The following is a 25,054-nucleotide window of genomic DNA, read 5'->3' as shown; positions in this document are numbered from 1 at the left end:
TCATGTAATCCCATCTGTTCGATAGCCTAATCAAAATCCCCCAACACAACAATGAGCACACGCATAGATGTTGAGGTTTTAAACGCCTTTAATCTTGAAAATCTGCTTACCCTTTAATCTTGAAAACTCGGCATGTAGTCATCCCCCTGTTCATACCTGAACTTTTCTTCTTTACTTTCTGAGTTCCAACAGCATTAATACACTTTCTCTATTTTTTAAACACGAAAAAAGATTATTCTATTCTTATAACTAACTTACTAATTTTTGAGTCATTTATGCAAAACCGTTTTTTACAATTGATTTCAACCGCATTTATCAACAGCTCAATGTTATTTTCAAGTTTCACTTTCGCCAATGCTCAAGACTTAAAAGAAAATATCGAAGTTACTCAACAAAAAGTGACTAAAGATGAACTCGCTGCAATCTATGTCTTTTCAGAATCATGCCCAAGTTTAGTGGAAGAAGATGCGGCGTTTAAAGCAGGCTATCAAAAGCTATTAAAAGACTATTTACCTAACGAAAATTCACCTCAAACCACGCTGAACAATCTAATTAAACAACAGGATTATCAGCAAGCATTAGCTCAAGCGAGACAAGATGCGAAAAAAGCTGGAGATAAAGCAAATCAACAAGTGTGCGAGGATATAAAAAAATATCAGTCTTCAGTTAAATAGAGCACGAAATAGTTACAATTCGATTGAAATAAGCCGACTCCACTGCTAGAAGTCGGCTTTGCTTTGTCCTAGAATGCAAAGCTGATTTTTGCGTTCATACAAGATTGGAACTACATAGAATGACCCGAAAAAGCGCCATTGCTGCATTATTACTATTACCTTCATTTACTTATGCAGCAACTGTTTTATCTTCACCACCAGAACTCAATAACAAGTCTTACGTTTTGATGGATTATGAAACAGGTCAAATTCTCGCAAGTAAAAATGAAAATGAAAAACTTGCTCCTGCTTCAATGACCAAAATGATGACCAGTTTCATTATTGAACAAAAGTTGTTGAACGGTGAACTCACGGAAGATGAAAAAGTTCGTATGAACGAGTCTGCTTGGTGTCGTGGTAGTAGTACAGAATCTTGTATGTATGTACCTCTCAACGGCACAGCAACCGTATTGGAAATGTTACGCGGGATTATCATTCAATCTGGTAATGACGCATCTAAGGCGATGGCTGAGCATATTTCTGGTAATGAAGGTACATTTGTACACAGCATGAACCAAGAAGCAAAGCGTATTGGCATGACCAACACGAACTTTATGAACTCAACAGGTATGCCTGCTGAAGGTCATTATTCTACAGCGAAAGATATGGCTACCCTTGCGAAGCACATCATTCATGACAGTTCAAAGTATTATCCTATTTACTCTGAAAAAGAGTTTACTTTTAATGGGATCAAGCAAGGTAACCGTAACGCGTTGCTATATACAGATCCGAGTGTAGATGGTCTTAAAACAGGTCATACTTCTGAAGCTGGTTATTGTTTAACGACTTCAGCTAAACGTGGCCCAATGCGTTTAATTTCAGTGATTTTTGGTGCTCCATCAATGCAAGCACGTGCAACACAAACACGTGATTTGTTATCTTGGGGTTATGCAAACTTTGAAACTGTCAGTGTTCAACCCGCTCACAAAGAGTTGACCACTTCTAAAGTTTGGTTTGGTCAATCTAATCAAGTGAGTGTGGGGCTTGCTGAGAACTTCAACGTGACTATGCCAAAAGGTCAAGCAAATGCCATTCAGACTCAAATCGCGGTTCAACCGAACTTAAATGCCCCTCTTCAACAAGGGCAAGTTGTAGGTAAATTAACAGCGACACTTGACGGCAAAGTTATTGCGGAGAAGCCGCTTGTTGCTTTGCAAGCTGTTGAAGAAGCTGGTTTCTTCTCGCGTATGATTGATCATATCAAACAGTTCTTTAGTAATTTATTTTAATTCGCAGCTTGACTAAAGATATAAAGGCACTCAAATTCTTTTGGGTGCTTTTTTGTTTATAATGAATAAAAACAGGCAATTTTTTATGACTGAAAGTATCCGCAAATACTTAGAGACTTACCCAAAATTTGATACAACAAATTATATTGATCCAACTGCGTTAGTGATTGGTGATGTTGTCTTGGCTGAGAATGTTTCGGTCTGGCCTTATGCTGTGATCCGTGGTGATGTTAATTTTATTCGGATTGGTAAAAATTCCAATATCCAAGATCATTCCATGTTGCATGTCAGTCATAAGAAAGCGGATAAACCTGAAGGTTCACCGCTCATTATTGGTGAGGACGTTACTGTGGGTCATCATGTGAAATTACATGGTTGTACTATTGGTAATCGTGTTTTAGTCGGTATTGGAACGATTATTTTGGATGATGTTGTTGTTGAAGATGATGTGATGATAGGTGCGGGTTCGCTTGTTCCACCCAACAAAGTATTAGATAGTGGTTATTTGTATGTGGGTAGCCCAGTGAAAAAAGTGCGTCCACTGACTGATAAAGAAAAAGCGTTTCTGCCGTATTCAGCGCAGAATTATGTAAAGGTTTCGGGAAATTATAAATAATTTTGAATTCGCATAACAGCCATTATGTTAAATGGAAGATGGAAATGTATGGAATATAAAAAATTTTACTACCTAAATAAATAAAACATCAAAAATGTAAATTATTTACCATAAATATTTTTTATAGCTTAGATACTTGACCCTCACGTAACGTTAGCCTCTAGCATAAAACATGCCTAAGGGATAAAGGAGTCAAAAGATGTTATTACAAGTCGGTGAATTGGCGAAGCGAACAGGGTTAACTATTCGTACCCTTCATCACTATGATGATATCGGTTTACTTCAGCCTTCGGCCCGCTCCGACGCCGGTTATAGACTTTACAGTCGTCAAGATATTACTCGCTTATACCAAATTCAGGCATTGCGAGGGCTTGGAATGACATTGGCAGAAATTGGCGCGGTTCTTAATAGTCCAAACCTTGCACTCGCCCCATTAATTGATCGGCAGATTCAGGTAATCGATCAGATGATCATTAAGCAGACTCAACTGCGCTATCGTTTGAGCAGTCTCAAAAATCAACTGATGAATGGTGAAGAGCTGGAACCGGACAATTGGCTAAAAACATTGGAGCTTATGTCTATGTACGAACAATATTTTACAAAAGAGGAACTTGCAGAACTGACTTTTTTACAGGCAGATAGTAAACAACAAAAAGAATGGGAAGCGCTTGTCATCGAAGCCAATGCACTCTTTAAGGCCGGAGAATCTTCTAGTAGTGAAACTGCCCAAAACCTGGCTTCACGCTGGATGCTGACCCTCGAACAGAATACGGCTGCTAATCCTGAATGGTTGGCTAAATTGAATAGCATGCATTCAGCTGAATCGGCATTTCAGGAAAAATTGGGTGTGCGTCCGGAAGTGGTTGAGTTTCTACTTGAAGCATTTGCCGAGAGTAAGCTGAACGTTTTTGCACGTTATTTATCCGAGCAGGAATTTGCTTTTATGAAGCAACATTATGTACGTGAGATGAAAAATTGGCCCCAGTTATTGATTGGATTGGAGAAGGCCATTCGTGCTGGGATTGAACCTGACAGTGAACAAGCAAAATGTTTAGCACAGCAATGGCTCTCCATGTTACAGGGTTACGCAGGCAAAAATCCAGCGACACATGCGAAGATTCGCAATGCCATGCAAAATGAACCAAGTCTTGCCGAGGGAACCTGGCTCAAACCTACCACTTTGCAATTTTTAGAAAAAGCAGTAGCAGCTTTGATGCGTTGTGCTTAGTACATGCTTACCTCTATTCAAATAATCAAAGTAGTGTGGCTATCCCATAATACGGGGTAGTCATCAAGTTTATGATTTCAAAATATTTTATATAGAGAAAGTAGATTAAATGGTATTATCACAAACTTATCCAACTACACTATATAAGTTGGTTATTTTCGATTTTGATGGAACCTTAGCAGATTCATTTCCTTTCTTTGTTTCAACTATAAATCATCTGGCTGACATGCACTCTTTCAAGAAGATTCATTTAGATGAAGTGGAATCTTTTAGAGAAATACCTTCCCGAGAGCTAATGAAAACTCTTGGAATACCAGTATGGAAACTACCTGCGATTACTCAGAATTTTATAAAACTCATGAAGGTAAATCCTTCAAAGATTCCTCTATTCGACCATACCGATGAAATGCTTTCCCACCTTAATGAACATGGAATTACAGTGGGCCTGGTTTCTTCAAATGGATACGAAAATGTGACCCGTATTCTTGGTTCAAGCTGTCGATACTTTAATTACTTTGAATGTGGTGCATCTTTTTTTGGAAAAGCATCTAGGTTAAAGCAGCTTTTAAAAAAAGCAGGCTATAAACCCTCAGAAACTATCTATATAGGTGATCAGATTACCGATTATGAGGCAGCTAGATCGGTAGGAATTGCTTTCGGTGCAGTTTCATGGGGTTACAGCACAGAAAGACTTTTAAAGAAATTGTCACCTGATGAGACATTTGAAAATGTGTCTGCCATAAAGAGGATTACTGTCAGCAAAAAAATAACCCTACTAAATTATGCTTATAAGCAGAGAATCGCCATTCTAGATACCCGAGGTAAATTATGCTTTCTTTAAAGATAACTACACATATTGATATTCATGCGACACCGGAGCAAGTTTGGCAGGTACTGACTGATTTTAAATCGTATGAGAGTTGGAATCCCTTTATCCGTAAAGTTTAAGGAAAGTTAAACATAGGTGAAAAACTAAAGATTAGGATTCAACCAACTAAGCAAAAAGCAATGGAATTTAAGCCTACACTATTGGAAGTTAAAAATGCTCAGTCTTTAAGCTGGCTAGGTCACTTTCTAATCTCTGGTCTTTTAGATGGTGAGCATCATTTTAAACTTTGCTCCCAAGAAGATGACAGCACTTGTCTCATACATTCTGAGACATTTAGTGGTCTACTTGTACCTATGATGCGTAATAATTTGAAATCTATAAGGAAAGATTTTAAATACATGAATCAATCTCTAAAATTATTTGTAGAATCAAAACTTTAGATTTGAAATCATAGGGTAATAAATTGTTATTTTTATTAAAACAGATCCATGTAGGCACTTCGCTTCTTTATTCTTTCAATTTTTAAATTCCCCTAAAATTAACATAATACACCTTATGCGAAATTATCTTTTTTATTTCATATAAATCATAATCTTAAATTACATTCAAAAGCCCAATTTACTTAAATTGGGCTTTTTTGTTGATTCTTCATGTTCCACGCCCTTTATTAAATTATTGATCCAAAGAACTTCTTAGTTAAACTTAAGATAGAACGCCTTCAAAGAAATCCCCTCCCATCATAGCCACACACCTCAAAATTTTATACAATATGCCTTCCCTTCATCTGGTGCTTTTTTATGACCGCTTGGACTGCTCACGTCACTGTTGCAACAGTGGTTGAAAAAGATGGTAAATATCTGTTTGTAGAAGAACAAACGGAAGGTGTCATGCACACCGTTTTTAATCAACCTGCAGGTCATGTAGAAGCTGGTGAAACCCTTATTCAAGCCGCGGTTCGTGAAACCATGGAAGAAACAGGTCACCAAGTTGAAGTCACAGATTTATTGGGTATATACACCTATACCCCACCTATGTTTCCGGATCGTACCTATTACCGCTTCTGTTTTTTAGCAAAATCAACACAGTATTTTGCCAATGCAACATTAGATACAGGTATCGTAGGTGCAGTTTGGATGAGCCTAGATGAGCTATTAGAAACGGCTCGCGCGCGTAGCCCATTGGTCATCAAAGCCATTCAAGATGCCCAATCAGGACAAAAATTTCCTTTATCGCTCGTTTATGAGCACCAAAATTCTCCCTTAATTTCAAATTTGGATGCCTAATCCTATGCAACAACGTGTCATCGTCGGTATGTCAGGTGGTGTAGACTCATCTGTCTCTGCGGCTTTATTACTTCAACAAGGATATCAAGTTGAAGGTCTTTTCATGAAAAACTGGGAAGAAGATGACGGCACAGAATACTGCACGGCTATGGATGATCTTGCAGATGCGCAAGCCGTATGTGATCGTATCGGTATCAAATTACATACAGCCAACTTCGCAATGGAATATTGGGATCGTGTATTTGAGCACTTCTTGGCTGAATATGCTGCGGGGCGCACCCCAAACCCAGATATTTTATGTAATAAAGAAATTAAGTTCCGTGCATTCCTCGACCATGCCATGAAATTAGGTGCTGACTTCATCGCAACAGGACACTATGCTCGTCGCGGTGAAACCATGACCAACTCTAAAGGTGAGCAATATGCGCCTTTACTCCGTGGCGTGGATAACAACAAAGACCAAACTTATTTCCTACATGCCGTTCATGGTCGTGAAATTAACAAGACCTTGTTCCCTGTCGGTGAAATTGAAAAGCCTCAAGTTCGTAAAATTGCTGAAGATTTAGGTCTTGCAACAGCGAAGAAAAAAGACTCTACAGGTATCTGTTTTATTGGTGAACGCCGATTTAATGACTTCTTGAAGCAATATTTACCTGCTCAACCGGGTAAAATTGTCCTTGAAGATGGTAAAGAGGTTGGTGATCATCACGGCTTAATGTACTATACGCTCGGTCAACGTGGTGGTATTGGTATCGGTGGAATGAAAGGCGCTGAAGAAGGTGCTTGGTTCGTATTACACAAAGATATCGAAGGCAATCGTTTAGTTGTTGGCCAAGGTCATGAGCATCCCCTCATGCAAAGTACTATGTTATGGTCTGAAGCGATTGATTGGGTTGCAGGTGAGCAAGAGATTCCAGAAAATGGTTTCCGTTGCACAGCGAAAACTCGCTATCGACAACCTGATCAAGCATGTGTCTTATTTAATGACCCAAATGCACCGCAAGGTGTACGTGTAGAATTTGATGAACCTCAACGTGCTGTTACGCCAGGACAAAGCGTTGTGTTTTACGCGGATGAAGTTTGTTTAGGTGGCGGTGTGATTCATCATACCAATGCGCCTAAACCTGATTTTATTTAAAGGAATTTTCAGGCATGACAGAGTTACCGTTCCAGCAGCTTCAGACTCTGAATGATCGTCAAAACAGAGCTTTGGCTTTGGCAGCAGTATTTCAATCGACTCAGCTGACACATATGACAGCCATTGCAGGTCGACAAAATATTGGCGAAAACGGTAACTTCTATTTAGAACAATTAATTAAGGCGAGTTTAAATATTCGCCCTACTTCCAATAAGAATTGTCAAACCTTAGATTTTTTTAACCAGCTTGCAGATATTTCTCTGGGATTAAAAACATTAGAAAGTAGCATCACCCAACCATTCAATACTGCACCAAAATCAAGAATACCTAAATTTGCCAATGCAAAACTTCCAATGTCCTATGCAATGGCATTATTACATTTAGAAAAGAAAGTATATAGCAACCCAAAATTCGTTGAAATTATTGAAAAATCACAAGAAAAAATACTAAAACAACTCTCCTTTTTTGATCATAATTATCTACATCCAAGTATTCTTGCAAACCTTGCTCAAACCTATGTCGAAACTGCAGGACAGATTAATCCTCGCATTATGGTGAAAGGCAATGCAGAAGCTTTTAAGGATTCTTCGCACACCAATCGTATTCGTGCTTCGTTGTTTACAGGTTTACAGATGGCGCATTTATGGCGTCAGTCAGGTGGAAGTTCATGGAGCATGATCTTCACCAAACGCAAGTTACTGAAAGATATTCAAGATCTCGCTCGTTTACAGTTTCAGGTGGTTTAACCTGATGTATATCGAGTTCTGTTTTACGTTTCATTCCAAAGTTTAAGGAATTGCTATGAACGCTTTAACCGCACTTTCTCCATTAGATGGTCGCTATGCAAGCAAATGTGATGCTTTGCGCCCTTTCCTCTCTGAGTTTGGTTTAATCCATGCTCGTGTGACTGTTGAAGTGCGCTGGTTACAAGCACTTGCAAATCGCCCAGAAATTACTGAAGTGCCAGCTTTTTCTAACGAAACAAATGCAGCTTTAGATGCAATCGTTGCAAATTTCTCTGAAGACGATGCTAACCGTATCAAAGAAATCGAACGCACAACCAACCACGATGTAAAAGCGGTTGAATATTTCTTAAAAGAGAAAATTGCAAACATTGATGAACTTAAAAATGCGGGTGAATTCATTCACTTTGCTTGTACATCTGAAGACATCAACAACTTGTCTCATGCACTCATGCTGAAAAGCGGTCGTGAAGTACTAGCTACGTCTATGCAACAAATCGTGGACTCAATTGTTGCACTTGCAGAAAAACACGCTGATCAACCAATGTTGTCTCGTACACATGGTCAAACTGCAAGCCCAACAACATTGGGTAAAGAAATGGCGAACGTGGCATACCGTCTTGCACGCCAAATCAAACAATTCAACAATGTTGAGCTTCTAGGTAAAATCAATGGTGCGGTAGGTAACTATAATGCTCACCTTTCTGCTTACCCTGAAATTAACTGGCCTGCTCACTCGCAAGCATTTGTTGAATCTTTAGGTCTCACGTTTAACCCGTATACAACTCAAATTGAGCCGCACGACTACATGGCTGAATTGTTTGATGCGCTTCGTCGTTTCAACACAATCCTCATCGATTTCAACCGTGATGTTTGGGGTTATATCTCTCTTGGTTTCTTCAAACAAAAATTAAAAGAAGGTGAAGTTGGTTCTTCAACAATGCCACACAAAGTGAACCCAATCGACTTTGAAAACTCTGAAGGTAACTTGGGTATTGCTAATGCAGTCCTTGCTCACCTTGGTGAAAAGCTCCCAATTTCTCGCTGGCAGCGTGACTTAACTGACTCTACTGTTCTTCGTAACATGGGCGTTGGTTTTGCACAAAGCTTGATCGCATTTGAAGCTTGCTTGAAAGGTGTGGGTAAACTTGAATTGAATGCCGACCGTATTCTTGAAGACTTAGACAACGCTCAAGAAGTTCTCGCTGAACCAATTCAAACAGTAATGCGTCGTTATAACGTTGAAAAACCATACGAAAAACTTAAAGCCCTTACTCGTGGTCAAGCAATGACTCGCGAAATGATGGTGAATTTTGTGAATGGTAACGAATTAGAAGCTGTTCCTGCAGCAGATCGTGCGCGTCTTGCTGAAATGACACCTGCATCTTATACAGGTAATGCTGCTGAGCAAGCGAAACAAATTAAAGATTTGATTGCTAAAATCTAAATAGTATTGAATAAAAAAGCGAAGCTTAGGCTTCGCTTTTTTTGTATGAGACTCATCAAATGTTTCAATAAAAATCATGCTTCATCAGGACAGTAACGTATAAAGTCAGTTCTGAGCTTTTCTAATTCATCACCAGTTAAAACATCGCTATAGTAAATATAATGAGTCACTTGAGCATATTGAATGTCATGCCTAAACATCATTCCTCGGAGTGATACTGAGATCTCTTCAGGAAAGTCATCCAAAGTAAGCTCTTCAAACTCATAATGAAAATATGCATTTTGCTGTGCAAGAAAAGCAGCTGAAACCGTCATAATAAAAACTCAAAATAAATCATATTCTAACTGATCATCCATGATTGCAATGAGCTATTGATATAAACAACTATTTATAAAAATAATGCGATCTACAGCTTATTCTCAGGATTGATACCTTACAATCATATGAAGAAATTAATCAAATCAACATATAACAAAATGCACTACAAAAATTTTACTCCTAAACACCACCTCGTATTCTTCATTTTCATAGTAGTGCTGATCTTGGCAAGTATAAAGCCTCTTGAATATGCTTCTTATGGCTTACATCAACTTGGCACAGCTTTAATGCTGGTGTTTTTGATCTATATACAAAAGAAAGTTGGTTTGAGTTTTATCGCATTTTCTCTCTATATTGGATTTCTGATCATTCATATTTTTGGGGCGCACTATTTATATTCGTATGTTCCCTATAATGAATGTTTGATGCACTACTTCAACATACATTTAAATGCACAGATGGGTTGGGAGCGAAATATGTATGATCGCTTGGTCCATTTTGCCTATGGTCTACTTCTCTATCCTTTTTTCCTGAGGATCATTCAATTCTATTTACCACAATTATCTGAACGAGTACTTTTTCTTATTGTGGTTCAGTTTGTCATGGCCACCAGTCTCATTTACGAATGGATTGAATGGTCGATTGCGATTAATCTTTCCCCTGAGGCAGCAGAAAATTATAATGGTCAACAAGGTGATATTTGGGATGCCCATAAAGATATGCTGTTCGCAACACTTGGGTCCATGATCACAGGAATAGTGATGTTATATCGAAAATTAGACTCTCGACCATACAAATGATAAATCATAAAAAAAACCAATCATTAGATTGGCTTTTTTTTATTTCATTGAATTTAAAGTTTAGGATCACGTAGTTGCACTAAGTTCGCATTAGTTTTGACTAAAGTGTCCATAACTTTATTCATCACAGCAGGAATCAAACTGTCCGCCATTTGTGCCGCTTGCAGTCCTAATTTCTCACCTAAGGTAGGTTTACGGCGAGTTTGAATTAAGTAAACATCATGCACTGTCAATAAACTTAATAAATACTCATCCGAGGTTTGAAGCTTATCAACCAAATTCAAATCTAATGAATCTTGACCGTACCAATGTTCACCTGTTGCTACTTTTTCAACATTTAACTGTGGACGATATTTTTCAACAAAATGCTTGAACAATGCATGCGTTTGTTGCAACTCTTCTTCAAACTTTGCTTTACCCTCTTCCGTATTTTCACCAAACATGGTCACGGTACGTTTATATTGACCCGCAGTATAAAGCTCAAAATCAACATTATGTTCTTTAAGTAAACGATTAAAATTAGGCACTTGGGCAACAACGCCAATTGAACCAATCACTGCAAATGGAGCAGAAATAATTTCGTTACCGATACATGCCATCATATATCCACCACTTGCTGCGACTTTATCAACACAAATGGTTAGATGAAAACCAGCATCGCGCAGACGCACCAGTTGAGCAGCCGCAAGTCCATAACCATGTACCATCCCACCTGGACTTTCCAAACGAACTACGACACGATCACGCCCTGCTTTAGCAGTCGCCAAAATCAAAGTAATTTCTTCACGAAGATTCTCTACAGCTGAAGCTGCCATGTCACCTTTAAAATCAATTACATATACTTTCTGATTATTCTTTTTACGCGTGCGTGCTTCTTTTGAAAACTGCTGAGACAACTGCAGAAGTTCAAGTTTAGATGCAGTACTTTGCGCAATTTTTTTTCGTTGTTCATTAATACGCGCATTTAAGTGAGTGACTCGAATTTCGGCAGGAAGTTTCGGCAAATGAAATAACATATAAATTCACATCTCTATAATTCATCTTTATGAGGATAACATGAGGTCAAAATAGACAAATTTCAATAGCTTTATTGAAATGTTCTGCCAATCGTAGGATCAATTTGATCAACAATCGGCATAAAAAGTAGATACATTATGCATACTATCTCGATAAAAAATTATCGAACCGATGAGCATCCACGCATCATCTCATGATTGATATCTATCTTTATAATCAATTAGAGACTCTTATATGATTTCAGAGTGAATAAATTGAATTATATTAGGAAAATAACTCTTAAAATCAACATCTTAATACTCATTATTTAACTTGTTAAACTTTTCTGAAATGTATTTTCAATGCGCCAAATTATGTCGTGTCAGCATATATTTTTCACTATTTTTTTGGCATGATGGTTCCATACAGTAATGATGAATAATGATAAATGACTCAAATGCGTTGGCTGGAACTGTTATCAACAGTTCGATTTGGTAGTTCAAAACAAAATACAGAACAAGCACGTAGCCCCTTCCATAAAGATTACGATCGTATTATTTTTTCTCAGAGTTTTAGGCAACTTAACCGTAAAACTCAAGTTCACCCCCTGACTCAACATGATGGCATTCATACGCGTCTAACACATTCCCTTGAAGTTTCTTGCATCGGACGCTCTTTGGGAATGCTGGCAGCTGAAAAAATTCGTGATGAGTTACCTATGTGGATCTCTCCTGCAGATGTCGGTGCAATTATTCAAGCAGCTTGTCTTGCACACGATATTGGTAATCCCCCCTTTGGTCATGCAGGTGAATATGCGATTCGAGAATGGTTTGATGATGCATCACACGGCGATTTTTTATCGAGTTTAACCCCTGAACAGCAGGCCGATGTTCGCCAGTTTGAAGGCAATGCTCAAGGTCTTCGTTTACTCACGAAAATTGACTATCACCCTAATGACGGTGGAATGCGCCTCACTTACGCAACCTTAGGAGCTTACTTAAAGTACCCATGGCTTTCTAAAACCATTGACTCTCAGGGAAATACGCCTGCCAGTAAACGAGCTAAGTTTGGTTGCTATCAATCTGAAAAAGAAATTTTGCAACAAATTGGTCACCAATTAGGTCTTATACAATATGGTGAGTATCATTTCTGTCGCCATCCACTCACCTATTTACTCGAAGCTGCGGATGATATTTGTTATGCCCTGATCGATTTAGAAGATGGCATTATTCTTAACATGCTCAGCTATGAGCAAGTCGAACCTATTTTTTTAAATCTGCTCGGTGACTATGGCACGCCTGCTGAACTTGCAATGCCATACACCACGTGGCAACAAAAGATTGCAGCATTGCGTGGTCGTGTGATGAAACGCTTGGTTGATGAAGTCACTTCCGCTTTTGCTAAACATCATTTTGAAATTTTGTCAGGACAGCTTAAAGGTAGTTTACTCCAATATTGCTCGCCCGATATCGAAGCAGGAATTGATTGTGCAAAGAATTTAGCACGGGAGAAAATCTTTGAGCACCCTCAAAAATCTGGTTTAGAAATCATTGCACATCAAAGCTTACAGCACATACTAGATGCATTTATTCCACTTACAACACCAAACAAAATTCATAACTTTAAGGAAGGACGTTTACTGTCTATTATCTCAGGCTTAGGTGTTCGTTTTAGTGATGATCACTATGACAATATCATGCAAGTCTTAGATGTGATCTCAAAATTTTCAGATCATCAGGCTTATCATTTGGCACAGGAACTTCAAGGGAATAAAGTTGGATTTTTATAAAACTTAAATTTAGTGTTCAGGAAAAGAGCATAAAGTGTTTTTTGATTTTGCGTTCTGAAGCAATGAACACTACTATGCTGGCATAGTGAATTTAACATCGACAAATAAGTGAAATAATTGAATGATTGGATGTCTTATTGGTGAAGTGCTTGCTTTAGAAGCACCAACAGTTTTATTGAATGTAAATGGTGTTGGTTATGAGGTTGATACACCTCTCTCAACATTTTGCCAATTGCAGAAAGGACAAAAAGTCACTTTGTGGACGCACTTGGCTGTACGTGAAGATGCTCAATTACTGTATGGATTTTCCAACGCACAAGAAAAAAGTATTTTCCGCACTTTACTTAAAGTGAACGGCGTTGGTCCCAAAATGGCATTGGGTATTCTCTCAACACTCAGCGTAGACATGCTCATTCATACCGTTGAACATGAAGATGTAAACACTTTAGTCAAAGTTCCAGGTGTTGGTAAAAAGACTGCAGAGCGTTTGATGATTGAACTTCGAGATCGCTTTAAAGCGCTTGCAGCTCAGCCATCCACATCAAACTCTACAACAGCGCAAATTCAGTTTACGGGTAACTCTGCTGTCGCTGAGGCTGAAGCTGCTTTACAGTCATTAGGTTACAAGCCACTAGAAGCACAAAAGTTAGTCAATGCCGTTAAAGGTGACTTCACTGAGGCATCCGATATTATCCGTGCTGCTTTAAAATCGATGAATAAATAAGATCTCATATTATGCAAGACCGTATTATCAGTGGTTCTGAAAAACCAGAAGATCATTTTGATCGTGCCATTCGACCAACATCATTAGATGATTATATTGGTCAGCCTGTTGTGCGTGAGCAGATGGAAATTTTCATTGGTGCAGCTCGTGGACGTGGTGAAGCTTTAGACCATACCTTGATTTTTGGTCCTCCGGGTTTAGGTAAAACCACACTTGCCAATATTATCGCGCGTGAAATGGGTGGCAATCTCAAATCCACCTCAGGTCCTGTGTTAGAGCGCGCTGGTGATTTGGCAGCAATGCTCACTAACTTAGAAGAAGGTGACGTTTTATTTATTGATGAGATTCACCGTCTCTCTCCAGTGATCGAGGAAATCCTTTATCCTGCAATGGAAGATTACCAACTGGATATTATGATTGGTGAAGGCCCTGCTGCGCGTTCAATTAAGTTAGATTTACCGCCATTCACTTTAGTCGCTGCGACTACTCGTGCCGGTTTATTGACCTCTCCGCTTCGAGATCGTTTTGGTATCGTCCAGCGATTAGAGTTTTATTCGGTTGAAGATTTGACCCATATCGTGACTCGTTCTGCAAATCTGATGGATGTTCCAATCACTGAAGCTGGTTCGAAGGAAGTGGCTCGTCGTTCTCGTGGTACGCCTCGTATCGCAAACCGTTTACTGCGTCGTGTACGTGACTATGCTCAAGTGAAAGGTACAGGTGAGGTCACACAAGAAATGGCGCAACGTGCGCTTGATATGTTGAATGTGGACAAGGATGGTTTAGATACGCTCGACCGCCGTTATTTATCCATGTTATTAGAACGTTTTGATGGTGGTCCTGCAGGTGTTGAAGCGTTGGCGGCAGCCATGGCAGAAGACTCTGGTACTCTTGAGGATGTGATTGAGCCTTATTTAATTCAGCAAGGATATGTGATGCGTACTGCACGTGGGCGTATTGCAACCAATATGGCATATTTGCAATTTGGGATGACACCGCCTGAACCGAAAGACAAATGATTTTAAAAAAGCAGCTTAGGCTGCTTTTTTTAATTCGGCTTTAATTAATTTGCTAATCTGTCTACTTAACTCATTTAGCAGCAAGTAAATTGTAATATTATCTTCACCTAAATTCTTTTTAAGCTCAATTCCTATATTTTGAAATTCCCTATGTTCTAACAGATCACTAAGTGTTATGTCCTCTTTTTTAAACCATGACTCTGATTTAGGCTCATCTAATAAAATTTCTAAATATCTCCATAATAAGTTAAAAAACAGTCTATTTTTTACTTCTAAATTGGTGATTGAACGGCCTTTATTCAATAAAAATAGCTCTAAGACATGATAATCTTGTAAAACTTGATTTGAGATATCTCTTAACTCTTGATATATCTGCCCCACATGTGTAGTTCGATCCAATTTTTCCTTTTCACTAATAGAACCGTAAAATACCCCAAAGTCTCTTAGTTTTATAATAAGATTTGCTTGTCCACTAATGAATTTCGAAGCATATTGAATAAAATTTTGAGTTATAACTTGTTTGTTTTTAAATACTAATTCTTTTTCAAAATGATCTTTTTGACTCTCTATTAACTCTATGTTCGCTTTTATCTGTTGCTTTGTGGACATATATACAATGAATGCTGTCACGATAAATGATAATCCAGTAATCCAAATCGCTGTCGTATCAGTTGAATGTTTTATATCGAGTGGAATTTTCTTTGTTTCAGGGTCAACCTGAATTTGTGTCATTAATAACGGCTGCTGTGGAACAGTCCACGGCAGTTGAATCATGACATCTTGATTATGCTTTAGTTCTTCTTCAACACTCATTAACTCCCCCACAACTATTAAAAAATTATTCAAAATGAATAATTTACAAATAATAACAACTTTAAATCTATGGATAAAGCATTAAAAATCAATGCTTCATGGTCACTATACTTTTCATGTATTTCGATATACCTGTTAAGTTTTGCAACCATCAGAAGTGAATGAGAAGCTCATAAAACTTTAGGATTTTTAGGACATTGAGTTCATGATATCACTTAGGCTAATTTCTGCTTGTACTATCTTGTCCCTTTCTTCAACCTTGAGTTTTGCAGATTGGGTTGATGACGGTGTGAACGCGGTTGAACAACATACCATCAAATTAAGACAGCACATTCACCAACATCCCGAACTCGGCAATATGGAATTTAAAACCTCGGCTCTGGTTCAAAAAGAATTAAAAAAATATGGAATTGAAGTCCGCACAGGCTATGCCAAAACAGGTGTAATCGGAATTCTTAAAGGTGCAAAACCTGGCCCAGTGATGGCATTACGTGCAGATATGGATGCATTACCTATCGAGGAAAAAACAGGACTTTCTTTTGCGAGTAAAGCAAAGGCAACCTATCAAGGTAAAGAAACGCCAGTGATGCATGCCTGTGGACATGATGCTCACACAGCAATGTTACTCGGCGCTGCAAAAGTGCTTTCGGAAAATAAAGATAAAATTGCAGGTACTGTTGTGTTTGTCTTCCAACCAGCTGAAGAAGGTGGAGCAGATATTGATAACTTTAGCCATGGCGATCAAATTGGTTCACGTAAGATGATTGCAGATGGGGCTTTAAAAAATCCTAAGCCTGAAGTGATCTTCGGTATGCATGTTATGGCGGGTATGCCAAGTGGTCATATTTTTTATAAAGATGGCACCATTTTAAACAGTGCAGATCATTTGCGCATTCATGTCAGTGGAAAACAAGTTCATGGTTCTATGCCATGGCTAGGACGTGATCCCATTTATGCTTCATCTCAAATGATTAGTAATATGCAGAGTTTGATCAGCCGTCGTGCAGATTTAACCAAAGGTATGGGGGCAATCAGTATTGGCAGTATCCAAGGTGGAACGGTAGGAAATGTGATACCAGAGCAAGTCAATATGGTTGGCACGATTCGATCAAATAGTGAAGAAGTCCGCCAGAATATTCTCAAGGATTTACCAAAGCTCATCGAACATAATGCTCATGCAAATGACGTAAAAGCCAAAGTAGAAATTGCCGCTTATGCCCCCGTCACTACGAACGATAAAACACTAACTCAACTCATCGCGCCCTCACTTGCGAAAATTCATGGCGAAGATAAATTACATGTGCTCGAGAACAATGCGAGTGCAAGTGAAGACTTTGCCTATTATGGTCAACTTATGCCTTCATTGTTCATTTTCATTGGTGCAACACCTCAAGATCAAGAGATGAGTAAGGCTGCACCCAATCATAACCCTCAATTTATTGTAGATGATGCGACATTAAAAACTGGCGTTGAAAGCCACATTCGTTTTGTGATGGACTATCCGACTATTGCACAACAAGTTCAACAAGATTGGAATAACAAATCTTAAGCATCATAAAAAAATCCTCCTTGATGGAGGATTTTTTATTTGAAAAATTTATTTCTGCTCGATGAACTCTTTGAAATCTGCTTTACGAATCATCGCATGGATGCCTTTGGTTTTATCTACAACTTGAGAAACTTCAAAATCAGTCGCAGCACTGAGATAAGCATATGCAATTTCTTCACTTATGCCATATTCATTCACTAAGAAATTAATTGCTTCACGCGTAGATTTGCGCATTGCTTCATCCAAATCTTCATCTAAACCAGGTGTAATCCAAAATTGATCGTTTTCACCTAATGGCTGAGAAAGTTGCTTACCTGGAATATGATCTTTACCCGCTTTTAACACACTAATTTTAAACGTTGCACGCGCTGAACCTTCTAAAGCAGTTAATGCAACTTCACCATCACCTTGAACAAAATGACTATCACCTGTGTAGAATAATGCACCTGGAACTTGAACAGGATAATAAGCGGTTGCCCCAGCAGTTAAATCATTAATATCAATATTTCCACCATAAAATGAGGGTGGAACTGAGTGAACAGGTTCGCTGGTATTTGGTGCAACACCCATTGTTCCCATAAACGGATTTAATGGAAAACGAATCGCTTTACCAGATTCTGTTTGAATCACCCCCTCCCATACCCCCTCTTTATTTTGCGCAATGGGTGTAAATACTGAAACATTGCCATAAGCATCGGGATTTTCTGGCGAAGCATGATCCTGTTTTTGTCGTTTAGGGAATTCAGGCAATGTACCTTTACCATGGCGGTTCGAAATAACACCATAAGGAACACGTGGTTCTATTTTCAATATTTCAACTTTAAGCACGTCTCCCGGCATTGCACCTTCAACGTAGATCGGACCAGTAATAATGTGTGGACCATCTTTATGGAAATCATGCTTTAAATTAGAGCGGGTGATCAATTTCGCTTCATCTAAAATGTGCTCTTTTTTAACACCTTTAGATGTAAAGTATTTTTCAGCATCACGCCCTTGATCCTCTAATAAACCTTCATGTGACACTGTATCAAAAGTCACATGACTCCCCGATGGAACCGTTAAAACTGGCTTAGCATCTTTATTCGGTAGATAACCCCATTGAATAGTATTGAGTGTGCTTGGAATATAATAGTGTCCAGCATATTCCCCTTTTTTTAGTAAAGTTGGCTTGCTTTCAATCTGTTTTAAAATTTTAAAATCTTCAGCCAAACTCATGGTCGAAAGGCTTAATATCGATGTAGCAATCGAAATCGATAAAGCTAACTTTTTTAACATACACCCAAATCCAACTATAAATTTCATGTGAAATTATTTAAGCAAGCCCTATGCCAAACATGAATAAAATTCAATTAGATCTGCATTTTCATCTTAAAATATTTCGCCCAATCTACAGCTATTTTTGAAATCTTGTGCCATTGGTCTGTAAAAATGGAGTGCTAAACTTCAAGCCTTTCAAACATTGTATCAATCAGCGTTTCGCATTCTTTGTCAAGAATGTTGCAAAACACTGGACTATTTAAAGTAATGGAACACCTGTATGGCGAACAAATTTGAATTTCAAATCCGAGTGTATATTGAAGATACAGATGCAGGAGGCATTGTTTATCATGCCAATCATATTCGCTTTATGGAACGCGCACGTACAGAATGGTTACGCGCTTCAGGGATTTCACATTACTGGCATCAAAAAGATTACAACTTTGTCGTGCATAAATTAGCGCTTAAATATTCACGTCCAATATTAATGGATGACTTAATTACTGTTACAGCAAGTGTAGTTTCGTGTAAAGCAACGTCTTTTGTATTGCAACAAAATATTTATCGTGGTGAAATCATGCTAGCTTCAGGGGAAGTAGAATTGGCGTGTATTAGCGCTGAAATGAAACCGCTGAGAATTCCAAATGAAATCCGTGATCTAATCGAAAAAGAATTAGCCCACGCATAAAAATATGATTGGCACATGTAACTATGGCAACACAACTCGAATCTTCACTTCACGTCACAGATTTAATTCTTCAAGCGAGTCCAGTCGTACAACTGGTCATGCTGGTGTTGGTACTAGCTTCACTCTTTAGCTGGTACCTTATTGCCAAGTTACATATGACGTTTAAAAAAGCTCGCCAAGGTGATGATCATTTTCAAAAGATTTTTTGGTCTGGTGCTGAACTCAACACTTTATATAACAATGCACAAGTCAACTCTAAGCGTGAAGGCTTGGAAGATGTTTTTTATCTTGGTTTTGCAGAGTTTCTCAAACTCAAAAAAACCAAAGCTGAAACAGCACAAGTCATTGATGGCACAGAGCGTATTCTTGGGGTGGGTTTAAGCCGAGATCAGAGCCGTATGGAACAAGGCCTCAGTGCACTTGCCAGTATTGGTTCGGTTGCGCCCTATGTTGGTTTATTTGGTACAGTCTGGGGCATTATGAATGCTTTTATCGGCTTAGCCCAAGTCGATCAAGTGACGCTAGCAACTGTCGCACCAGGTATCGCGGAAGCCCTCATTGCGACTGCTATTGGTTTATTTGCTGCGATTCCTGCAGTACTTGCATTCAACCACTATACGGCCAAAAGTGAAGAAATTTACTCAGATCGTTCCTTGTTTGCTGAAGAAATGGTGGCGCTTTTACAACGTCGTTCTGTGGGTTCTACACAGGAAGCTGAATAAATGGCCGTTCGTCGTTCAGGGCGTTTCCAACGCATCAAAAAGCCACTTAACAGTGACATGAATGTAGTTCCTTATATTGATGTCATGTTAGTACTTTTAGTGATTTTTATGGTGACCGCACCAATGATCACAAGTGGCATAAAAGTTGATTTACCTGAAGCAAACAGTGTACCGATTGAATCTAAGGATGCACCAGCTATGGTGACTTTAGATCAACAAGGACAATACTTTTTAGAATACAAGGGTAGCCAACCAAGTCCACTGAGCTTGCAGGAATTACAACAGACACTCCGTGATGCACAACAAACTGCTGAACGTGAGAATAAACAATTTAGTGTCGTCATCAATGGTCATAATACTCGACCTTATGGTGAGGTGATGACGCTCATGTCAAACTTACAAGATGCAGGGATCAATCAAGTTGGCTTGCTGACCAAACCAATTCAATAAGCTATGAAAGAATCTAACTCTCGCTTTTCAAAAGAAAAGAAAATTGCAATCGGATTCACTGTTGCGGTCCATGTGATTGCGATCACAGGCTTATTGTTCCTTGGGTTGACTCAACCTCCTGAGCCAACTAAAACTGTTAAAACAGTTTTAGTTAAACCTGAAGATCTGGTACCACCTGAACCCACACCATTGGTTGAATCTGATCACTCAGATACAGCGCACCAGAACGTTCAAGAAAATGTTCAACAGACCAATGAGCCGATTAAAAATGCTCCTGTGATTCCTGTTGCGCCTCCTGTATCTCCTCCAACTCAACCAAAAGCCGAAGAGCCAAAATCCGACCATAAAGCTGAGCAAGTGGCAGCGGTTAAAGCTCAACAAGAAGCCGAACGTAAAGCTGCGGTTGAAGCACAACGTAAAGCGACTCAAGAAGCGAATCGGAAAGCTAAAGCTGAGGCCGATGCTAAAGCTAAACAAGAGACCGCTCAAAAAGCCAAAGCAGCTGAGCAAAGCGCAAAACAGGAACAACAACAAAAGGCGAAAGCTGATGCGGCTTTAAAAGCGAAACAAGAAGCTGATCGAAAAGCTAAAGCTGAGGCAACTCAAGCCAAAGCTAAGCAAGAAGCTGATCGGAAAGCTAAGGCGGAGGCCGATGCTAAAGCCAAACAAGAAGCCGACCGGAAAGCCAAAGCTGCTGCTGAAGTCAAAGCAAAACAAGATGCTGATCGTAAAGCTAAAGCGGAAGCAGATGCTAAAGCCAAACAAGAAGCCGACCGGAAAGCTAAAGCTGCTGCTGAAACCAAAGCAAAACAAGATGCTGATCGTAAAGCTAAGGCTGCAGCTGATGCCAAAGCTAAAGCGGAAGCTGATGCGAAAGCTCGTCAGGAAGCACAAAGAAAAGCGGATGCCGAAGCCAGAGAACGTGCCGAAGCTGAAGCTCGAGAATCTGCCGCTGAAAAAGCTAGACAAGAAGCAGCCAACAAAAAAGCTGAATCTAAACGCATCGCTTCTTCAGCAAAAAGAGACTTTGAGCAAAAAATTAAAGGTGCTTGGAGAATGCCAATAGGCTCTTCAGGTCAAAAAGCGACAGCACGCGTGACATTATCTGACAGTGGTTCTGTGACTTCAGTCATCGTCAATGCATCAGATCCAGATGTCAAAGCCAGTGTTGAACAGGCTGTTCGTGCAGCAGCACCATATCCGATGCCATCCGATCCTGATGCAAGGCGTGAAGCTCGTAGTTTCACTTCTTCATTCACCGTGAAATAATAAAAAACCTTTCGATTCGTCGAAAGGTTTTTTTATGAATTGCGGATAATTACACGCTTTATATAGATTCGGTACGGAGCTATATGCTAAAAAGCTAGAATATTCGAAAAATTAGTATCTTGAGTACGTGACCTCTCATGAAAATGATCTCAAAACATCTTCTCGGTTTAGCAATTTTGGCAGCATTTAGCCCTGCCCTCATTACGACCTCTTATGCACAGCTTCATCTTGAAATTGCTAAAGCACCTGAAGAAGCACCAAAAATTGCTATCGTGCCATTCGTAGGTGATCAACGCTTATACCCTGTTGTAGAGCAAGATTTAAACCGTTCAGGTCGCTTTACCAGTTCATCTAAAAATTTACCTGCAACAGCAACCATCAATCAAGCCAATGGTGCTGCTTGGCAATCTGCAGGCGTACCTTATGTTGTGAATGGTGAAGTTAAAACCAATCCTGATGGCTCACTGGCTGTTCATTACCAACTCTATGATGTCCAAAAACAACAATATTTGCTCAATGAACTATTAACTGTACCACCATCGCGAATTCGATCTGCAGCACATATGATCAGTGATGCGATTTACCAAGCATTAACAGGTATTCCTGGTGACTTTAGTGGTCGCATCGCTTATGTTTTGCGAAATCCTGCGACTCCTGATAATCGCTATACTTTACAAATCGCAGATACGGACGGCGAACAACCACGTACTGTATTGAGTTCGCGCGATCCAATTTTATCCCCTGCTTGGACACCTGATGGCAAAAAAATCGCTTATGTTTCATTCGAAACTAAACGTCCAGCGATCTATGTTCAAGATTTAGCGACTGGACAACGTGAAAAATTAGCTGGCTTCCGTGGCTTAAACGGTGCGCCAAGTTTTTCCCCAGATGGTAAAAGCATGTTGTTCACTGCTTCAATGCATGACAACCCTGAAATTTATCAAATGGATTTAAATACGCGCCAAGTGAAGCGTATGACAAATAATACAGCAATTGATACAGAAGCTCGCTATACCCCAGATGGTAAAGGTTTTATCTTTACCTCAGACCGTGGTGGTTCAGCACAGATCTATCATTACACGTTTGCTGATGGTTCAACAAAACGTTTGACTTTCCGCGGAGCATTCAACGCACGTGGCAGTTTAAGTGCCGATGGTAAATATGTTGCTTTAGTACATCGCCCTTCAGGTAGCAACTATAAGGTAGCAATTCAGGAAATCTCCACTGGGATCACGAACATATTAACGCCAACCAGTTTAGATGAATCACCAAGCTTTTCACCAAATGGTCAAATGGTCGTATATGCGACACGTGAAGGCAGCCGTGGATTGTTATCGATTATGTCTACAGACGGCCGCTTCCGCATGAATTTACCTAGCGAGCAAGGTGAAGTTCGTGAACCTGCTTGGGCACCTAAATAATCGAATTTAATCTTTCAAGGAGATGAACATGAACGCGATTAAAACGTTTGCTCTTCCACTCATTGCTGTAAGTTTAGTAATGACGGGTTGCGCAAGCCGTAAACCAGCAACTACAGATACCACTACGATGACACCACCATCAACGTCCACCTCTGTAAATACGACTGGTCTCAGTGAAGATGCAGCATTAAATGCTCAAAACTTAACGGGTGCTTCTGCTAAAGGGGTAACTGAAGCCAATAAAGCTTTCTTGGCTAAACGTGTTGTTCACTTTGATTATGACAGCAGTGAGCTATCTACTGAGGACTATCAAACCCTCCAAGCACATGCACAATTTTTATTGGCAAATGCAAACTCTAAAATCGCATTAACTGGTCATACCGATGAACGTGGAACGCGTGAATACAATATGGCTTTGGGTGAGCGACGTGCCAAAGCAGTTGAAAGTTATTTGGTTACAAATGGTGTAAATCCAAACCAACTCGAAGCTGTGAGTTATGGTAAAGAAATGCCAATTAATACAGGTAACAATGAAGCTGCGTGGAAAGAAAACCGTCGTGTAGAACTCAATTATGAAGCAGTGCCACCACTTCTTCGCTAATGAATGCAAAAAAAGCGCTCAATTCGAGCGCTTTTTTTATATCAGGTTTAAGACCTTTGCGAGTCTGGCATGGGCACTTGCATAGACTCAATCATGTCATGCTTATTAAACTCTTTATATTCAGGTTTAGCCTCGTACTGTTTCCATGCTTCCTTGGAACTCTCTGAACTAATTTCGTTTAAGTCGATTGCCTCACCTGGCGTTGGAGTTGCTTCAAACTTTTGAATGCTCATTTTAAAGCTCCTTTTAAAATCATCCTCCTACCAACATACCATGTTCTAAAACTCTGGCAAGTGCAAAATCACCACAAATAACGCAGGATAATTTCTATTTTGCACTGAACTCATCTAAAATAGCCCAAGATCCAAATTTTATTCTTTTAAAGCTTTTAGGAGCGTCCTTGTAATGTCATACCTCACCTTGTCACAATATCTTGCACAACAACAAGGAAATCTAACGCCTGAACTCTCTAATGTGATTGAAACAATTGCTGAAACGTGTAAAACCATCGATTCAGCATTGCAAAAGGGTGCCTTAGCGGGTGTATTAGGTAGTGCTGGTAATGAAAATGTACAAGGTGAAGCACAAAAAAAATTAGATGTTATTTCAAATGACTATTTAATTGATGCGCTAAAAAACAACGCAAATGTAGGCGGTTTAGCTTCTGAAGAACTCGATGAGTTTACACCAGCACAAGAGAACGGTAAGTATTTAGTTTTATTTGACCCACTAGATGGCTCAAGTAATATCGATATCAATATGTGTGTTGGCACAATCTTCTCTATCCTGCCTGCCAAAAATTCAGTGACACAAGCAGAAGATTTCCTTCAAGCAGGCACTGAACAAGTCGCAGCTGGTTATGTGTTATATGGCCCATCAACTATGATGGCATTAACCGTTGGTGCAGGTACTGTTTTCTTTACATTTGATCCAGAATCAAAAACATTCCTGTTGACGACTGAAAATATCCAAGTGGATGCCGATACAAAAGAATACGCCATTAATGCTTCAAACCAACGTCATTGGGAAGAACCTGTTCAACGCTATATTGGTGAGCTACAAGCGGGTAAAACATCTGTACGTGAAAAAGACTTTAATATGCGTTGGGTTGCCTGCATGGTTGGTGATATCCACCGTATTCTTTGCCGTAGTGGGATCTTCTTATACCCTTACGATACCAAAGATCCTAAGAAAGCAGGTCGTCTACGTCTTATGTATGAAGCAAATCCAATGAGTATGCTCATGGAACAAGCAGGTGGTGCTTCGACAACAGGTCGCGTGCGTATTATGGAAATCCAACCGACTGAACTTCACCAACGTGTACCAGTCGTTATTGGTTCAAAAAATGAAGTTGAGCTTGTTACTGCTTATCATCAATAATTTTACAATTGAGAGCCTATTGATTTAGGCTC

The 25,054-nt window shown here is 39.4% G+C and carries 27 protein-coding genes; 22 read left to right on the top strand and 5 right to left on the bottom strand.

The window, feature by feature from the left end; all coding sequences use genetic code 11:
- Positions 1 to 275: 275 nt before the first annotated feature.
- The 10 genes from AC1M9E_RS04830 to purB all read left to right on the top strand — a co-directional run bounded on the left by AC1M9E_RS04830 (position 276) and on the right by purB (position 9,226).
- Positions 276 to 674, top strand: a complete 399-nt coding sequence (locus AC1M9E_RS04830; RefSeq protein WP_481954244.1) for an MCR_0457 family protein — start codon at positions 276 to 278, stop codon at positions 672 to 674.
- Positions 675 to 793: 119 nt separating this feature from the next.
- Complete coding sequence (gene dacC, locus AC1M9E_RS04825) at positions 794 to 1,942, top strand: D-alanyl-D-alanine carboxypeptidase PBP5/6 (protein ID WP_035270478.1); 1,149 nt, start codon at positions 794 to 796, stop codon at positions 1,940 to 1,942.
- A gap of 85 nt (positions 1,943 to 2,027) precedes the next feature.
- Positions 2,028 to 2,558 carry a gamma carbonic anhydrase family protein gene (locus AC1M9E_RS04820; protein WP_481954245.1) on the top strand — a complete coding sequence of 177 codons (531 nt, stop codon included), beginning with the start codon at positions 2,028 to 2,030 and terminating at the stop codon, positions 2,556 to 2,558.
- Between the two features lie 199 nt (positions 2,559 to 2,757).
- Positions 2,758 to 3,786 (top strand): MerR family transcriptional regulator, encoded by a 1,029-nt coding sequence (locus AC1M9E_RS04815; protein ID WP_488225089.1) that lies wholly within the window; start codon positions 2,758 to 2,760, stop codon positions 3,784 to 3,786.
- A gap of 109 nt (positions 3,787 to 3,895) precedes the next feature.
- A complete protein-coding gene (locus AC1M9E_RS04810) occupies positions 3,896 to 4,627 on the top strand; it encodes an HAD-IA family hydrolase (RefSeq protein WP_481607052.1) in 732 nt (243 codons plus the stop codon).
- Positions 4,615 to 4,734 carry an SRPBCC family protein gene (locus tag AC1M9E_RS04805; protein ID WP_481586643.1) on the top strand — a complete coding sequence of 40 codons (120 nt, stop codon included), beginning with the start codon at positions 4,615 to 4,617 and terminating at the stop codon, positions 4,732 to 4,734. Before AC1M9E_RS04810 ends, AC1M9E_RS04805 begins: the two co-directional genes overlap by 13 nt.
- Positions 4,735 to 5,412: 678 nt before the next feature.
- Positions 5,413 to 5,898, top strand: coding sequence for an NUDIX hydrolase (locus tag AC1M9E_RS04800; RefSeq protein WP_035265740.1), 486 nt, complete (start codon positions 5,413 to 5,415; stop codon positions 5,896 to 5,898).
- A 4-nt stretch (positions 5,899 to 5,902) separates the two neighbouring features.
- Positions 5,903 to 7,036 (top strand): tRNA 2-thiouridine(34) synthase MnmA, encoded by a 1,134-nt coding sequence (gene mnmA / locus AC1M9E_RS04795; RefSeq protein ID WP_035265757.1) that lies wholly within the window; start codon positions 5,903 to 5,905, stop codon positions 7,034 to 7,036.
- Between the two features lie 14 nt (positions 7,037 to 7,050).
- Positions 7,051 to 7,782 carry a high frequency lysogenization protein HflD gene (gene hflD / locus AC1M9E_RS04790; RefSeq protein ID WP_092766084.1) on the top strand — a complete coding sequence of 244 codons (732 nt, stop codon included), beginning with the start codon at positions 7,051 to 7,053 and terminating at the stop codon, positions 7,780 to 7,782.
- A 55-nt stretch (positions 7,783 to 7,837) separates the two neighbouring features.
- On the top strand, positions 7,838 to 9,226 hold the full coding sequence (gene purB / locus AC1M9E_RS04785) for an adenylosuccinate lyase (protein WP_092766083.1): 1,389 nt from the start codon (positions 7,838 to 7,840) through the stop codon (positions 9,224 to 9,226).
- A gap of 74 nt (positions 9,227 to 9,300) precedes the next feature.
- On the opposite strand, the gene AC1M9E_RS04780 is transcribed toward purB, so the two are convergent.
- The gene (locus AC1M9E_RS04780; RefSeq protein WP_092766082.1) at positions 9,301 to 9,540 is read right to left on the bottom strand and encodes a hypothetical protein; all 240 of its coding nucleotides are present in this window, start codon (positions 9,538 to 9,540) and stop codon (positions 9,301 to 9,303) included.
- Positions 9,541 to 9,702: 162 nt separating this feature from the next.
- Between AC1M9E_RS04780 and AC1M9E_RS04775 the strand changes: the two genes are divergently transcribed.
- Entirely contained in the window at positions 9,703 to 10,344 is a 642-nt protein-coding gene (locus AC1M9E_RS04775) for a DUF2238 domain-containing protein (protein WP_488225088.1), read from the top strand.
- Positions 10,345 to 10,397: 53 nt separating this feature from the next.
- Here AC1M9E_RS04775 and sohB read toward each other — a convergent pair whose 3' ends face one another.
- On the bottom strand, positions 10,398 to 11,360 hold the full coding sequence (gene sohB, locus AC1M9E_RS04770; protein ID WP_179998383.1) for a protease SohB: 963 nt from the start codon (positions 11,358 to 11,360) through the stop codon (positions 10,398 to 10,400).
- 428 nt (positions 11,361 to 11,788) lie between these two features.
- Between sohB and AC1M9E_RS04765 the strand changes: the two genes are divergently transcribed.
- The 3 genes from AC1M9E_RS04765 to ruvB all read left to right on the top strand — a co-directional run bounded on the left by AC1M9E_RS04765 (position 11,789) and on the right by ruvB (position 14,872).
- Entirely contained in the window at positions 11,789 to 13,129 is a 1,341-nt protein-coding gene (locus AC1M9E_RS04765; protein ID WP_035265731.1) for a deoxyguanosinetriphosphate triphosphohydrolase, read from the top strand.
- Positions 13,130 to 13,250: 121 nt separating this feature from the next.
- A complete protein-coding gene (gene ruvA / locus AC1M9E_RS04760) occupies positions 13,251 to 13,853 on the top strand; it encodes a Holliday junction branch migration protein RuvA (protein WP_035265729.1) in 603 nt (200 codons plus the stop codon).
- A gap of 11 nt (positions 13,854 to 13,864) precedes the next feature.
- Positions 13,865 to 14,872, top strand: a complete 1,008-nt coding sequence (gene ruvB / locus AC1M9E_RS04755) for a Holliday junction branch migration DNA helicase RuvB (RefSeq protein ID WP_481596834.1) — start codon at positions 13,865 to 13,867, stop codon at positions 14,870 to 14,872.
- 15 nt (positions 14,873 to 14,887) lie between these two features.
- On the opposite strand, the gene AC1M9E_RS04750 is transcribed toward ruvB, so the two are convergent.
- Positions 14,888 to 15,685: a hypothetical protein gene (locus AC1M9E_RS04750; protein WP_481596833.1), complete on the bottom strand. Its 798-nt coding sequence runs from the start codon at positions 15,683 to 15,685 to the stop codon at positions 14,888 to 14,890.
- Between the two features lie 205 nt (positions 15,686 to 15,890).
- Here AC1M9E_RS04750 and AC1M9E_RS04745 point away from each other — a divergent pair, with 205 nt between their 5' ends.
- Positions 15,891 to 17,234 (top strand): amidohydrolase, encoded by a 1,344-nt coding sequence (locus tag AC1M9E_RS04745; protein ID WP_481596832.1) that lies wholly within the window; start codon positions 15,891 to 15,893, stop codon positions 17,232 to 17,234.
- A 48-nt stretch (positions 17,235 to 17,282) separates the two neighbouring features.
- Here the strand turns inward: AC1M9E_RS04745 and AC1M9E_RS04740 are convergent, their stop codons facing one another.
- On the bottom strand, positions 17,283 to 18,509 hold the full coding sequence (locus AC1M9E_RS04740) for an acetamidase/formamidase family protein (RefSeq protein ID WP_488225087.1): 1,227 nt from the start codon (positions 18,507 to 18,509) through the stop codon (positions 17,283 to 17,285).
- Positions 18,510 to 18,771: 262 nt separating this feature from the next.
- Here AC1M9E_RS04740 and ybgC point away from each other — a divergent pair, with 262 nt between their 5' ends.
- From ybgC to pal, 6 genes are all read left to right on the top strand, one after another.
- On the top strand, positions 18,772 to 19,179 hold the full coding sequence (gene ybgC, locus AC1M9E_RS04735; protein WP_035265725.1) for a tol-pal system-associated acyl-CoA thioesterase: 408 nt from the start codon (positions 18,772 to 18,774) through the stop codon (positions 19,177 to 19,179).
- A gap of 23 nt (positions 19,180 to 19,202) precedes the next feature.
- Positions 19,203 to 19,901 (top strand): protein TolQ, encoded by a 699-nt coding sequence (gene tolQ, locus AC1M9E_RS04730; protein WP_179998400.1) that lies wholly within the window; start codon positions 19,203 to 19,205, stop codon positions 19,899 to 19,901.
- On the top strand, positions 19,902 to 20,351 hold the full coding sequence (gene tolR, locus AC1M9E_RS04725; protein WP_092766076.1) for a protein TolR: 450 nt from the start codon (positions 19,902 to 19,904) through the stop codon (positions 20,349 to 20,351).
- Between the two features lie 3 nt (positions 20,352 to 20,354).
- Positions 20,355 to 21,620: a cell envelope integrity protein TolA gene (gene tolA, locus AC1M9E_RS04720; protein WP_488225086.1), complete on the top strand. Its 1,266-nt coding sequence runs from the start codon at positions 20,355 to 20,357 to the stop codon at positions 21,618 to 21,620.
- Between the two features lie 137 nt (positions 21,621 to 21,757).
- Positions 21,758 to 23,041, top strand: a complete 1,284-nt coding sequence (gene tolB, locus AC1M9E_RS04715; protein ID WP_179998402.1) for a Tol-Pal system beta propeller repeat protein TolB — start codon at positions 21,758 to 21,760, stop codon at positions 23,039 to 23,041.
- A 28-nt stretch (positions 23,042 to 23,069) separates the two neighbouring features.
- A complete protein-coding gene (gene pal / locus AC1M9E_RS04710; protein ID WP_035265718.1) occupies positions 23,070 to 23,642 on the top strand; it encodes a peptidoglycan-associated lipoprotein Pal in 573 nt (190 codons plus the stop codon).
- A gap of 47 nt (positions 23,643 to 23,689) precedes the next feature.
- Here the strand turns inward: pal and AC1M9E_RS04705 are convergent, their stop codons facing one another.
- A complete protein-coding gene (locus AC1M9E_RS04705; RefSeq protein WP_035265716.1) occupies positions 23,690 to 23,875 on the bottom strand; it encodes an NF038105 family protein in 186 nt (61 codons plus the stop codon).
- A 172-nt stretch (positions 23,876 to 24,047) separates the two neighbouring features.
- On the opposite strand from AC1M9E_RS04705, the gene AC1M9E_RS04700 reads away from it, so the two are divergent.
- Positions 24,048 to 25,022 (top strand): class 1 fructose-bisphosphatase, encoded by a 975-nt coding sequence (locus AC1M9E_RS04700; RefSeq protein WP_035265714.1) that lies wholly within the window; start codon positions 24,048 to 24,050, stop codon positions 25,020 to 25,022.
- The last annotated feature ends 32 nt before the right edge of the window (positions 25,023 to 25,054 follow it).

Source organism: Acinetobacter sp. 24-47-47 (genome assembly GCF_057737035.1).
Note: the sequence above shows the minus strand (reverse complement) of the source record. Positions and strands in the feature narration are given on the sequence as shown.